At 55.8% G+C, this 12,351-nt stretch carries 12 protein-coding genes; 4 read left to right on the top strand and 8 right to left on the bottom strand.

The features are described 5' to 3' along the window. Positions 1 to 398: YkgJ family cysteine cluster protein (locus QI197_07085; GenBank protein ID MDK2373121.1), on the bottom strand; the 398-nt coding region annotated here is incomplete at its 3' end. Positions 399 to 525: 127 nt separating this feature from the next. Here QI197_07085 and QI197_07080 point away from each other — a divergent pair. Together QI197_07080 and QI197_07075 are read left to right on the top strand one after the other, a co-directional pair. After that, complete coding sequence (locus QI197_07080) at positions 526 to 825, top strand: AbrB/MazE/SpoVT family DNA-binding domain-containing protein (protein ID MDK2373120.1); 300 nt, start codon at positions 526 to 528, stop codon at positions 823 to 825. A 134-nt stretch (positions 826 to 959) separates the two neighbouring features. Further along, positions 960 to 1,160 (top strand): hypothetical protein, encoded by a 201-nt coding sequence (locus QI197_07075; protein ID MDK2373119.1) that lies wholly within the window; start codon positions 960 to 962, stop codon positions 1,158 to 1,160. Positions 1,161 to 1,276: 116 nt separating this feature from the next. On the opposite strand, the gene carB is transcribed toward QI197_07075, so the two are convergent. Continuing rightward, a complete protein-coding gene (carB, locus tag QI197_07070; GenBank protein ID MDK2373118.1) occupies positions 1,277 to 4,375 on the bottom strand; it encodes a carbamoyl-phosphate synthase (glutamine-hydrolyzing) large subunit in 3,099 nt (1,032 codons plus the stop codon). Then, positions 4,363 to 5,355 carry a glutamine-hydrolyzing carbamoyl-phosphate synthase small subunit gene (gene carA / locus QI197_07065; protein MDK2373117.1) on the bottom strand — a complete coding sequence of 331 codons (993 nt, stop codon included), beginning with the start codon at positions 5,353 to 5,355 and terminating at the stop codon, positions 4,363 to 4,365. The genes carB and carA overlap by 13 nt, the downstream gene beginning before the upstream one ends. A 424-nt stretch (positions 5,356 to 5,779) precedes the next feature. Here carA and QI197_07060 point away from each other — a divergent pair, with 424 nt between their 5' ends. Together QI197_07060 and QI197_07055 are read left to right on the top strand one after the other, a co-directional pair. Further along, on the top strand, positions 5,780 to 5,953 hold the full coding sequence (locus QI197_07060) for a hypothetical protein (GenBank protein ID MDK2373116.1): 174 nt from the start codon (positions 5,780 to 5,782) through the stop codon (positions 5,951 to 5,953). A 164-nt stretch (positions 5,954 to 6,117) separates the two neighbouring features. Then, positions 6,118 to 6,336 (top strand): hypothetical protein, encoded by a 219-nt coding sequence (locus QI197_07055; protein ID MDK2373115.1) that lies wholly within the window; start codon positions 6,118 to 6,120, stop codon positions 6,334 to 6,336. 91 nt (positions 6,337 to 6,427) lie between these two features. Here the strand turns inward: QI197_07055 and QI197_07050 are convergent, their stop codons facing one another. Genes QI197_07050 through QI197_07030 form a run of 5 tightly spaced genes read right to left on the bottom strand, consistent with a single transcriptional unit; the run spans position 6,428 to position 12,257 of the window. After that, complete coding sequence (locus QI197_07050; GenBank protein ID MDK2373114.1) at positions 6,428 to 7,822, bottom strand: NADH-quinone oxidoreductase subunit N; 1,395 nt, start codon at positions 7,820 to 7,822, stop codon at positions 6,428 to 6,430. 9 nt (positions 7,823 to 7,831) lie between these two features. Beyond that, positions 7,832 to 9,928 carry an NADH-quinone oxidoreductase subunit L gene (locus QI197_07045; protein MDK2373113.1) on the bottom strand — a complete coding sequence of 699 codons (2,097 nt, stop codon included), beginning with the start codon at positions 9,926 to 9,928 and terminating at the stop codon, positions 7,832 to 7,834. Positions 9,929 to 9,934: 6 nt separating this feature from the next. Next, positions 9,935 to 11,461 (bottom strand): NADH-quinone oxidoreductase subunit M, encoded by a 1,527-nt coding sequence (locus QI197_07040; GenBank protein ID MDK2373112.1) that lies wholly within the window; start codon positions 11,459 to 11,461, stop codon positions 9,935 to 9,937. Between the two features lie 4 nt (positions 11,462 to 11,465). After that, positions 11,466 to 11,771: an NADH-quinone oxidoreductase subunit NuoK gene (gene nuoK, locus QI197_07035; GenBank protein MDK2373111.1), complete on the bottom strand. Its 306-nt coding sequence runs from the start codon at positions 11,769 to 11,771 to the stop codon at positions 11,466 to 11,468. 3 nt (positions 11,772 to 11,774) lie between these two features. Next, positions 11,775 to 12,257 carry an NADH-quinone oxidoreductase subunit J gene (locus QI197_07030; protein MDK2373110.1) on the bottom strand — a complete coding sequence of 161 codons (483 nt, stop codon included), beginning with the start codon at positions 12,255 to 12,257 and terminating at the stop codon, positions 11,775 to 11,777. Between the last annotated feature and the right edge of the window lie 94 nt (positions 12,258 to 12,351).

Below are 12,351 nucleotides of genomic sequence, written 5' to 3'. Positions count from 1 at the left end.
GTGGGTCTGCCTAGCTTTATCCCTGGGCACCTCTGATCGACGTAAACGTAGAATTCGCCCAGTTTGTGGGAGTAGTAGGCCTCCTCACCCCTTCCATACTCAGGATTCCTGTATATCTTGAAAGGCCATATTTTACAGGCGGAGGGCTTAATTCCCAAGCTTTGAAGGTAGCATAGACCCACTCCATTATCCTCGATGAGGAATGGACAGGCCTCTCCTTCCCTCTTCCTTATGTACTGTTTCCCGGCGATGGACTCTACATACTGAGGACCGAAGGTGCGGGCTACGGATATTGCTTCATGGGGCTTCAAGGGGATGCGGAAGCGGTAGCAACATAGGCCGCAGGCGTAACATGTAAAGTCGGAGACCCGGCTCCACGGTAGGTACAGTTCGCCCACCTCCCCGGATCTCCCTTATATCCGAACGGGCTGGTTCTTAAGTGATGCCCTTCTCAACGCACACATTTGAGAAAACTCTATTTTATTTTGAATGGGATGTTAGGCGCCATGGTGGGTTTTGGGTTATGTGGTAATTATTGATGATCGTGGGAGAATGATCTTACCCGTCGAGGCGAGGCGCAGACTGGGCATCAGGAAAGGGAGCAGAGTCCTCCTGAAAGTGACCAGTGATAACTTAGCTGAGATCATAGTTTTAGACAAGCTGTATGAGGAGGTCTCCAAGATCTTCGATGAGAAGTTCAAATACTGGAAGGGAGAGGATCACGAGGCCTCCAAGATACTGAAGATGATTCTAGGTGGAGATCATCGACACAGTCACCTCGTTGCCTATCTTCGACCTCAGACCGCTTCACCCTCATTCCATTGAGTTAATAGAGGAACTCAGTGAGGACAGGAAGGTCTCTCGGCTTCTCTCTTAGAGCTAGATTTGCTCATGAAGAGCAGGAGGTTTGCCGTGGATCAGAGGATCAAGGTGTGGCACCTGTTAGGTGGTATTATAGAATGGATCCCTCGAGTCTCTCTCCCTCAGATATTGCGTTGGGGGCGTTCCTCTCATCCAAGGGACTTGACTACTTTGACTCCCTCATAGCCGCCCAATGCCTAGTTAGGGGGGCTAAGCCCGTCACAACTGATCAGGGGATCATCGAGGTTATCGAGAAGAGGGAGGAATTGCTAGGCGAGTTCGAGGAGTTATCTCACTGATTGCTGAGGCTAAGTGATAGGTATTAAGGGGGAAAGCCGATCAGGAGAGACCGATGGACCATTAGGCTACGAGGAGAATTGGGTGTTACGGTAGGCAGATATAACAGCAAGTTCGATCAAGGGGGGATCCCCCTCAGCAGTCCCATGGAGCGATACCCCCTAGCGTACGAGGACATCGCTTTGACCTCTACCTCCTCCAAGCTCACTGCATTGAAGGATCTGGCCAACTCCAAGGCTAGATCGGCGTTCAAGACCAGAGGGATATTCAAGTCAGCCGCCAACCTCCTCACCGCGTAGTCCACCTGAGGCGCGTACCCAGTAGCGATGACCATGTCAGCTTTCCCCTCCTTCAGCAGTTCCATCGCCTCCTCCTCGCCAACTTCCGACAACCACCAGACGTCCAGCGTGGATGCCAGAGCATCCGCAGCCGCCTCCATCTTCCCGCGCTCCTCCCCAACGCCTTCGTATCCCACTACCACTCCCCTCTCCGGTATCCTGTTCGGGCTCACGGCCAGCCAAGACTTAAGGAGAGCAGCCTCGTAAGCCCTGTCCATTGAAGCGACTTCCCCCGTTGACCTCATTTCAACCCCCAGATAGGGATAGGCTCCTCTCAGCTGTGACCACGAGAACTGCGGTGACTTCACTGCGTAGTGTCGCATCACGGGCTCGTAGAATTCATCAACCCCCAGAGATCCCTCAAATACTACTTTTGCAGCTGCTCTGGCTAGGTTGACGCCCGAGGCCTTGCTAGAGAAGGGCATCGATCTCGATGCCCTCAGGTTCAGTTCCAGTACGTAAACACCGCTACCGTTTATCACGAACTGTAGGTTAAAGGGCCCCCTTATCTGGAGGGCCCTTACCAGCTTCAGGGCCGCCTCCTTCATTTCGCTCACCGGCAGACCGCGGGCCGGTAGTACCATGGTGGAATCGCCAGAATGAATACCAGCAGGCTCGATATGCCTTATTACCACCCCAACCACGCTCTCTCCGTCGGCAACACCATCTATCTCGGCCTCTGGTCCTCTCAAGAACTTCGACACCACCACGCTCTTTCCAGTGGAGAGGGCTGAGCGAACTGCCTGCCTCAGAGATCCCTCGTCCCGAGCTAGTGACATGGAGGTGCCACTCAAGACGTGTGACGGCCTCACCATTACCGGGTAGCCGTGCTCCATTGCGAAATCCAGCGCCTCCCCCACCGAGTTCACCTCCTTCCATGGAGGCTGTCTCAATCCGAGCTCATCCAAGAGTTGGGAGAACCTGTCCCTGCTCTCGGCCACCTCTACACTACTCCCGCTCGTCCCCAGCACCTGAACCCCTCTGGATTCTAGGGGCTCAGCTAGGTCATTGGCCACCTGCCCTCCGAGGAAGGTGACGACCTTGACGGGAGACTCGAACTCATATATGTCGAGCATTCTTTCTAGGGTGAGCTCCTCGAAGTAGAGCCTGTCCACCACATCCCAGTCCGTGGATACCGTCTCCGGGTTGTAGTTCACTATTGCCACGGTGTCTACGTACTCCTTCGCGGCTCTGGCGAACTCCACCACACCCCAGTCGAACTCCACGGAGACACCTATCCTGAAGACCCCTGCCCCTATCACCAGCACATTAGCTCCGGGCCTCACGTCGTGGGTCTGACCCCCGTAAGTGGCATACAGGTAGTTGGTGATGGAGGGCCACTCGGCTGCCAGCGTATCTATCTGCTTGAATACTGGAGATATTCTCAGCGACTTCCTGAGTCTCCTGACCTGATCCTCGCTCATCCCCAGCCTCCCAGCTATCTGAGCGTCGGAGAAGCCGTACCTCTTCGCCGCATATAGAGAAGAAGGACTCGGATCCAGCCTAGAGTAGATCCTGACGGCCTTCTCCAACTCCTTGATGAACCATACATCCACGCCACTGGCCTCGGCTACCTCCTCAGCACTCGCTCCTCCAGCCAGAGCTATTGAGGCCCATGCCGGCCAGTAGGGCCTCCTCTCCCTCAGGGCCTTCAGGGCTTCTGAGGGATCCCCTTCCATTGGCAGCCCGTCGAACCTCCCCAGCATCCTCAGGCCCTTCTGCATAGCCTCCGCCAAGTTCCTGCCGATGGCCATGACCTCCCCTATGCTCTTCATCTCGCTTCCTATGCTCTCCTCCACCCCTTCGAACTTCTCCAGATCCCATCTCGGGATCTTCACGACTACGTAGTCGAGGCTGGGCTCGAAGCAGGAGCAAGTCACCCCGGTCACCCTGTTCAGTACCTCATCGAGCCTGTAGCCCAGAGCCAGCTTGGCCGCCACATAGGCTAGTGGGTAACCCGTGGCCTTGCTAGCCAAGGCTGATGATCTGGACATCCTCGGGTTCATCTCTATGGCGTAGTACCCATCTCCTAACGCGAATTGAACGTTACCCTCGCCCACCAACCCCACGGCCTCGGCTACCCTCAGGGATGCGCTCCTCAGCATCTGATACTCTTGGTTGGTGAGGGTCTGGCAGGGCGCCACCACGACGGATTCGCCGGTGTGCACGCCCATTGGATCGGCATTCTCCAAGCAGGCTGGAGCGATCGCGTTGCCGTAAGTATCCCTCACCACCTCGAACTCTATCTCCTTCCATCCTCCCAGGTACTTCTCCACGAGGGCGCTCCCTATGGAGCTCGCCTTCAAAGCCCTCAGGATGAGGGCCCTCATCTCCTCCCTGCTCCAAGCTATGAAGGAACCCCTCCCGCCCAAGTTGTAGGAGACCCTCACCATTACCGGGTAGCCTATCGAGTCTGCCGCCTCCACCGCCTCCTCTACCGATGAGACATGTCTGCTAGGGGGCATGGGCACTCCGTTCCTCTCCAGGGCCTCCTTGAACTTCTCCCTGTTCAATGCCCTGTCTATGGCCCCGGGCTGGGTCCCGAGTACCCTCACCCCATACCTGTCCAAGGCGCCGGAGCGCCACAGCCTGATCCCGGCATCCAAGGCCGTCTGGCCACCGAACCCGAGCATTATCCCGTCAGGTCTCTCCGCCTCTATGACCCTCTCCAAGAACTCCTCCTTTATGGGGAGGAGGTATACCCTGTCGGCCATATCTCCGGTCTGTATCGTCGCCACATTCGGGTTCACCAAAACGACCTCTATACCCTCCTCCTTCAACGCCTTAATCGCTTGGCTACCGCTGTAGTCGAATTCGGCTGCCTCCGCTATCTTTATAGCGCCCGAGCCGATAAGTAGGACCTTCCTCACAGATTCCATCTTCCCTCCCTCATCGCCTCGGCGAACAGATCGAACACCCAAGAGGTGTCCATAGGCCCCGGTGACGATTCGGGATGGAACTGGGTGGTGGCTATGGGGAGCTCCTCGTGGTACGCCCCCTCTAGGGTGGAGTCATCGGGATTGATGAACCACTCCCTGAGGTTAGCTTCCCTCAGACTCTCCCTCCTTACTGTGTACCCGTGATTCTGGCTGGTGACATAGCACCTCCCGGTCCTGAGATCTCTGACGGGCTTGTTCTGGCCCCTGTGCCCATACCTCATCTTGTAGGTCTCAGCTCCCAAGCCAAGGGATATGAGCTGATGCCCGAGGCATATACCGAGAGTGACTAGCCCGTCAGAGGCCAGTTCCACGGCCATCTCCCCCTGAGACTTGAGCAGTTCAGGGTTTCCCGGTCCATTACCGAGCAGGAGGGCGTCAGGCTCCGTCTCCCACACATCGTCAGCGCTGGAGCGACAGGGCAGCCTGACTACTCCCAACCCCCTACTCAACAGTTCCCTCACTATCCCGAGCTTCAGTCCACAGTCGATGACTGCGACCAGAGGTCTAGAATCGCTCTGGTGTATTGCCTCCCTTGGGGAGACCTCGTCAACCAAGTCCAGTTCGTCATACGAAGGAGCTTCCTCCAGCGCCTTCCACAGCGAGTTCAGATCTTCTTCCGAGTCCCAAATCCCTATTGCTCCCTTCATTACCCCTCTTTCCCTCAGTTCCTTGGTGAGGGCTCTCGTGTCGACCCACTCCATTATAGGCACATCGTATTTATCGAACCACTCCTGCAGCGATAATTTAGATGATCTGTGAGGGGCATCTGTAAGCTCGTGGATTACGAGAGAGGTCACCTGAACTCCGTCGGACTCCAGCAGGTCCGTATGTACGCCGTAGTTTCCTATCAGCGGGTTCGTCATCACCAGAATCTGTCCCTTGTAGCTGGGATCGCTCAGGGACTCGGGGTACCCGACCATCCCGGTGGTGAATACGACCTCACCGAACGCGAATACTGGGACCGCTCCTGCTGCAACCGCGATAAACGGATCCGTTCTCGAGGATTAAGGTGGCCGGCTTGCATCCGTCAGTGCCGAAGGTACATGCGGACCCTCGCCTCCTCGCAATAACTATATAAAAAACTAACTCTACATGCACGAGAGAGCGAGCTCTGTCCAAGGTAGGGAGCGACGACATCCGGCAAGATTCCTCCGATTCCTTTAGATCCCCATTAAAACTTCGCTTTTTGCCCTTAAATCACTCAAAGAGATACAGAGGGCACTCCTATGATAAATTTTTATTCTCCGAATTTATAGGTAATTCGGTGAGATTAGCTATGTCGGATATTGTGCTAAAAGTCGAAGAAGGGAGAGATCTAATACTACCAAAGAGATCAGGAGGGCGTTGGGAATAAGGGAAGGGGGCGTGGTTAGAGCCAAGATAGAGGAGGGAAAGCTGATAGTGGAGCCAGTTCCCGCCTTGGAGGACATGATAAGGAATCCGGTGATCAGGATCACCCCCGAGGAGGCTGAGAGATTGAGCGAGGAGGATCAGAGGGGGAAGGGTATCTATGGATGACTCCTGCTGGACACCACTTACTGATTCCCATATTTGGAATCGCTATTGAACTAGAGCACTTCGACAAGTTCCCACGGGTTCTTGAAGCTTACAGGGTCCTTTACAATCCTATTTCCTGATCGAGTAAGTAGATATCCCTCAAACTCATGAAAAGATATCCGGAGATGAGGAAGGAGTTAGCGAGGGCCTTCATATCCGGACTGAAGGCGCTGTCCTCTGAGAACAGGGTCTCCCAAGTCGAATTGACCGATCTGGAGGTGGAGAGGGTCGCGAATCTCTTGATGGACGCCGGGATGGGGGACTACTTCGATAGGATGATATACGCCACCGCCGCTGTGAGGGGATACCGACTCCTCACCGAGGATGATGTGCTGTCAAGCTAGAGCTGGAATTGAGACCCAAAAAAGTGCTCAGCTGGTCTCAGCTCCTCCGTCGGCTGTAGTTACTTCTAGTTCCGAAGGTTGGAGAAAAAGATTAGGAGAGAAGGGCTACCAAGACATCCACGAGCCCTAGTCCGAGGAGGACGGTCAGTACAGCGGTGATGGTAAGCACATAGACCTCGAGGTCGGGTTCCTCCTCCCTGACGTCAACCTCCGGTGGATCGGCGAAGAACAGGTATCTTATCACCTGCGCGTAGTAACCCACGGAGATACCGCTGTTCACTATGCCGAGAAAGGCCAGCCACGGGGCCACGTTCATCACCGAGTAGAAGATATACATGAACTTGCTCCAGAACCCTATGAGGGGGGGCATCCCCATCAGACTGAGTACCAGCACGGTCATGAAAGTCCCTGAGAGGGGCAGCTTCCTCCCGACGCCGCTAAGACCCTCCAGCGTCAGGTCGAATCCCTTCCTAGCGAAGTAGGCTAGGCCAACGAATATGCCCACCTTGGCCAAGACGTAGGTGGTGACATGCAGCCCTATGCCCTCCAGCGCCAGCGCCTGGGAGTCGGAGTATGCCAAGGCGGCGAAGGCTATGAGGAAGTATCCTGCCTGCGCTATGCTGGAATAGGCCATCATCCTCTGCACGTTCTTCTGGACCAGCGCAGCCAAGTTGCCGTAGAACATGGTTATTATGGAGAGAAAGGCCATTATCAGGAACCAGTCATCGGCAACGGCGGGTATGAGGGGCTGGAGGACCCTCAGGAATGCTCCTATGCTTATCAGCTTGATCACGCCCGCCACGAAGGACACTATTATAGGATGAGCCCCGCCGTAGACATCGGGCAGCCAGCCGTGGAACGGGACGACGCCCAGCTTGAACCCGAAGGCGGCGACGAGCATCAGTACGCCTAAGAGGAGGGTCGTCTTCAGGCCTATGGGTACGCTGTTCAACACCTGGAATGTGCTGGTCTTCACTATCCCCAGAACTAGGGCTATGCCGAATATGAGGAGGGATGAGGAGGCGACGCCCATCAGCGCGTACTTCGCAGTCGCCTCCAAGGAGTCCTCGTCCTTCTTTATGCCCACCAACACGTATGAGGCGACCGCCACTAGGGCCCATGCAGCGACAAGTACTGAAGCATCATTCACGTACAGCACAAAGTACACTCCCAAGAGAGCCAAGAGGAGGAGAGAGTAGAGGCTCGGTGAGGTGCTCCACTCCTTCACTTGGACCAGGGAGGCGAAGGTGACGAGGAGCGCTCCCACCGTTGCTATCAGCGCCAAATATGTGGCGAGCGGATCTACCCTTATGGTCCCATCGAAGAGGGTACCGCTCTTCCCTATCAGGAGTCCAACTAGCACTGCAGCTAGGGCTGTGGCTATGAGGGCTAGGTAAGGGCTCACCTTGGTGCCCTTGAGGTAGTCGAGCGTGGGTACCACCAAGCCTATGCCACCGAGCAGGACCATCAGTGACCAGACCACCATTTCCATATCTCATCCCACCCATAGCAGGAGGAACAACACCACGAGCAGTCCTATGAAGAAGGCCACGAGGTACTGGTTCACCAGACCGGTCTGGAGCCTTCTCACGTAGGATCCGAAGGCCTTGAACATCCTCACTATCCTGTCGTGGTAGGTCTCGTCCACCACCTCGGTCTCGAAGTACTTGAACCCTAGCACGCTCAGCCTGTCCGTCAGCCAAGGTATGAAGCGATGATAGAAGCCGTCCACTATCAGGGAGTCGAAGTACTTGAAGATCGTGCGGGAGAGCCAAGCGAATCCTCCAACGATCACTATGTAGTAGATGGAGTTGATGTACCACCTGTCGTAGAGGAAATCGTGTATTACCTTCCCCGCAGGGTTCTCCCTGAGGGAGCGCACGGTCACCCTGCCGCTGGAGGTCATGTACAGCCCTATAGCTACTAACATACCTCCGAATACCATGGTGAGCGAGGTCGCAAGCAGCCCTATGTCCAAGTGTACGTGCGGGTGGAACTCCTCGTGTATCCCCAGCACATTACTCACCATGGCTCCGAGTATCTTGGGACCGTAGACAGGCCAGGAAAGACCTACTATGAACGATACGAGAGCTAGAGCTAGGTAGGGGATGAGCATTAGTGGATGGGCCTCGTGCAGGTGGTGGTGCTCCTCGGCGTGCTTCACATTCTCGGACATCTCGTAGAGGAAGGTCCTTATCACCATCCTAGTGGAGTAGAAGGCCGTTAGGCCAGCGGTCACGACTCCGAACAGGTAGGCTAGGAAGACTCCCGATTCTTTCGCCACCTCTATTATGGTGTCCTTTGTCCAGAAGCCCATGAAGGGCGGCACTCCCATCAGGCTCAGAGCTGCCAAGCTCATGGCCAAGAAGGACCACTTCATGGCCTTCCAGAGGCCTCCCATGTCGTCTATGAACCTAGAGTGCACCACATGTATCACGGCTCCTGCTACGAGGAAGAGGGAGGCCTTGAATATCGCGTGGCTCATCAAGTGAGAGAAGCCCGCAAGAAAACCCAGCGGGAACTCGGCGATGAGTCCAGCCGCACCCAAGGCTAGGAACATATATCCCAGCTGGGAGGCGGTGGAGAAAGCGAGTATGAGCTTGAGCTCCCTCGAGACGAGGGCTTGGGTCGCCATGAAGAAGGCCGTGAACCCGCCTATTAGCGCTACAGCCGTGAAGAACGCATGCACCTGAGGCTCAGCTGCGGGTATCTCGTGAGCGGCGAGCACGAATATAGGGGAGAACCTGAGCAGGAAGTAGACTCCCGCCTTGACCATGGTGGCGGCGTGTATCAGGGCGCTGACCGACGTGGGGCCGGTCATTGCCGTGACGAGCCACTCGTGGAACGGGAACTGCGCCGACTTGGCGAACGCGCCCAATGAGAATATCAGGAGAAACGGGAAGAGCAGTCCAGCGTGGGCGAGTGGACCAGCCCACTCCCCGACCATGTGGGCTATCTCCGGTATGGAGAACGTGTGAGTGAAGTAGTAGATGGCGCCTATGCCGGCAATAAATCCCACATCGCCCAGCCTAGTGAAGACTATTGCTCTCAGGCCGCTATGGCTGGGTGGGAACCACATAGGCACGCCTAAAGCCTTCCTCCCTATGTCACCGACACACTTCTCGTCCTCATCGGTGTACCAGTGACCTATGAGCGCATACGAGGCCAGTCCGGTGCCCTCCCATCCCAAGAACATTAGGATCAGGTTGTCAGCCAGCACAAGGAGGAGCATGCTTCCCACGAAGAAGTCGAAGAAGAACCAGTACCTAGTGAGGCCTGGGTCTCCTTCCATGTACTTCAGGCTGTAAACTGCGATGAGGAAGCTCAGCCACGCCACTATTAACGCCATCACCGCGGCTAGGGAATCCACATACACGCCGAAGGTAACGCCAAGTGACTTGATCCACGGGTAGGAGATATGGATGGCCTCCTCTGAGGCTAGAGCTTCCTGCAAGGTGAGGGTGGAGGCCACCGCAGCGCCGAAGATCGCTAGCACGGCGATTACATCCCTCACCTTGCCCGCCCTGTTCAGCAGCAGCGCCAAGATCGCCCCGATGTAGGGGATCTGCCAGGTCAGAAACGCGTACTCCATCCTAGTTCACCCTAGCAGACCAGCCAGGGCCTTCACCATGGGATCGATGAGTAGCTGAGGCACGAGGAAAAGTATGAGACCAACGGCGGCTATGACTATCATAGGTATGAGCAGGTTACCTCCGGCCTCCTGAGCGTGTTCGGCGGCCTCAGATGGTTTGCCGAAGAATATCCTCCTCATGGTGATGAAGGAGTATGCGGTGGAGAGCCCTATACCTATCAGCAGGAAGATTGTAACGGGGGCGAACTGGTTCATCTTCACGGCGAAGTTGGCCACTCCGGCGAGTATGAGAACCTCGCTCCACAGGCCTAGGGACGGTGGCACTCCCGTTATGTGCATGAACCCTATGAGGGCCAGCGAGGCTGTGAGAGGCATCTTGGGAGCGAGCCCGCCCATCTTGCTCAGGCTCCTGAGACCGTGAAGTTGAGTTATCAGGACTCCTGCAGTGGCGAATAGCAGGGCCTTGCCCACGGCGTGGGCGGCGTAGTGGAGTATGGCGCCAGCCATACCCAAGGCGGTAACGCTGGCTATTCCCATCAGCAAATATCCCATCTGAGAGACGCTGGAGTAGGCGAGGAACCTCTTGAAGTCATCCTGAGCTAGAGCCATCAGACCACCGTATATTATGGTCAGGAGAGCCAGCCCGAGCATGTATGGAGCCAAGGCTTGGAAGTCAGCTGGGAAGAGGACGTATGCTATCCTTATCATGGCGTATGCGGCTATGCCTATCAGATTCGGGGACAAGAGGGCCGACACCGGTGTGGGGGCCTCAGCGTGCGCGTAGGGCAGCCATATGTGAACACCGAACACGGCCATCTTCACGAAGAGCCCTATCAGTATGGCTATGAACACGGGGAACCTGATCGCCTCTGGCAACGCGTTGCCCAGTCCTAGGTTGGCGACTGTCTTTATGGGGTTGAAGTAGTCGAAGGTCCCGACGTTGAGGCCCAGTATAAGTGTACCTACCAAGAACGCTAGAGCCCCTACGTGGGTCCAGATCAAGTAGAGGAGCGCTATCCTCTCCCTCTTCCCATACCCATAGAAGGCTATCAGGAGGAAGCTCGGGAGCAGTGATATCTCCAAGAATATGTAGAACTCGATGAGGTTGGTGGAGAGCACGGTACCCATCATGGCAGCGGAGAAGAGTATGTAGAGCATGTAGTAGACGCCCCAGCCAGCTGGCTTATGGCCCTCCTCCTCCATCTCCTCGAACCTGTGGTCCATGTACTTCAGGGAGTACCAAGAGATCATGGAGGTCACTAGGCCTATGGAGATGGCAAGCGGGGCGCTTATAGAGTCCAGAAGCATTGTGAAGTTACCTAGGGTGGGGTGCGCGAAGAACACGGGGTCTAGCACGGGCTTACTGAGACCGCTGACGTAGCTGAGCCACGAGACAACAGCTAGGGGTATCAGCAGTAGTACGGTAGATATGGTGGCAAACGCCTTCTTTCCCAAGTCTAGGAACGGGAATATCAGGGATATCACCATCGGCACGACCACTGACAGGAACATGTAGGGGGTTTCCAGTATCATATTCTCACCCTCTGAACTTCTTCAGCTCGTAAACATCGAGGGCCCTCCTCATCCTGAACATCATTATCGCTATGGAGACTATGACGCCGACCTCCGCGGCCGACAGGGAGATGGCTATCACCACGATAGCTCCCCCTACTGGCCCGTAGCCGGCGTCCAGCGACGCCAGGGAGAGGAAGGCCAGGAGAGCGGCATTAAAAATAATCTCAGCTGAGAGGAGCATCCTGATCATGTTTCTCCTCGTTAGGAGACCGTATATCCCGATGGCAAAGAGTATCGAGGAGATAAACAGGTACCATGAGGCCTCCATTATTCACACCTCCCTTCTGGCGAGGGTTATGGCCTCTATCAGCGTGGTCACCAGCGCTATCGCTGCCACTATCAGGGCGAACCAGTACTTGGTAACGAGGAGGGCAGTCAGGTCCCTGTAGTTCAGGAAGAAGGAGGGCTCTATGCTGAACACGGAGAAGATCTTCATCATTATGAGCGCGAGCACTCCAGCTGCTATCACCGCGAGGGCCTTCACCGGAGGCTCGACTACTGGCGCCTCCTTCAGCATCACCACTGAGAAGAGGATGAAAGTCACGGCTGCTCCGACGTACACGGAAAGGTGGAACAGGGCTATTATCGGGAAGCCGAGCAGGGTGAAGAGGATAGAGTTGCCCACTCCCAAGACGGAGAGGAAGAACGCTGAGTACACGATGGATTTATGGTGAACTATGAGCACCGCCGCTATTACGGACATGAGAGAGGAGAGGAGGAACACCACTGAAAGGGGATCACTCAACAGGCTCATACCTTCTCCCCCTCTTCTCATCCAGAACGGCCCCCCCCTTTCTGGGATCCTTGTCGTCCTGGGGCTTGGGTGTTCCCTCCCTGCACTTCCCGGG

It is taken from the genome of Thermoproteota archaeon (assembly GCA_030130125.1).
Classification (GTDB): domain Archaea; phylum Korarchaeota; class Korarchaeia; order Korarchaeales; family Korarchaeaceae; genus Korarchaeum.
This window is presented reverse-complemented; position numbering and strand designations above follow the sequence as displayed.

Coding starts and splice junctions, on each gene's coding strand:
- QI197_07075 (MDK2373119.1), top strand. CDS start 960: ATGGATCCCTCGAGTCTCTCTCCCTCAGATATTGCGTTGGGGGCGTTC.
- carB (MDK2373118.1), bottom strand. CDS start 4,375: ATGGAATCTGTGAGGAAGGTCCTACTTATCGGCTCGGGCGCTATAAAG.
- carA (MDK2373117.1), bottom strand. CDS start 5,355: ATGGTCGGGTACCCCGAGTCCCTGAGCGATCCCAGCTACAAGGGACAG.
- QI197_07055 (MDK2373115.1), top strand. CDS start 6,118: ATGAGGAAGGAGTTAGCGAGGGCCTTCATATCCGGACTGAAGGCGCTG.
- QI197_07050 (MDK2373114.1), bottom strand. CDS start 7,822: ATGGTGGTCTGGTCACTGATGGTCCTGCTCGGTGGCATAGGCTTGGTG.
- QI197_07045 (MDK2373113.1), bottom strand. CDS start 9,928: ATGGAGTACGCGTTTCTGACCTGGCAGATCCCCTACATCGGGGCGATC.
- QI197_07040 (MDK2373112.1), bottom strand. CDS start 11,461: ATGATACTGGAAACCCCCTACATGTTCCTGTCAGTGGTCGTGCCGATG.
- nuoK (MDK2373111.1), bottom strand. CDS start 11,771: ATGGAGGCCTCATGGTACCTGTTTATCTCCTCGATACTCTTTGCCATC.
- QI197_07030 (MDK2373110.1), bottom strand. CDS start 12,257: ATGAGCCTGTTGAGTGATCCCCTTTCAGTGGTGTTCCTCCTCTCCTCT.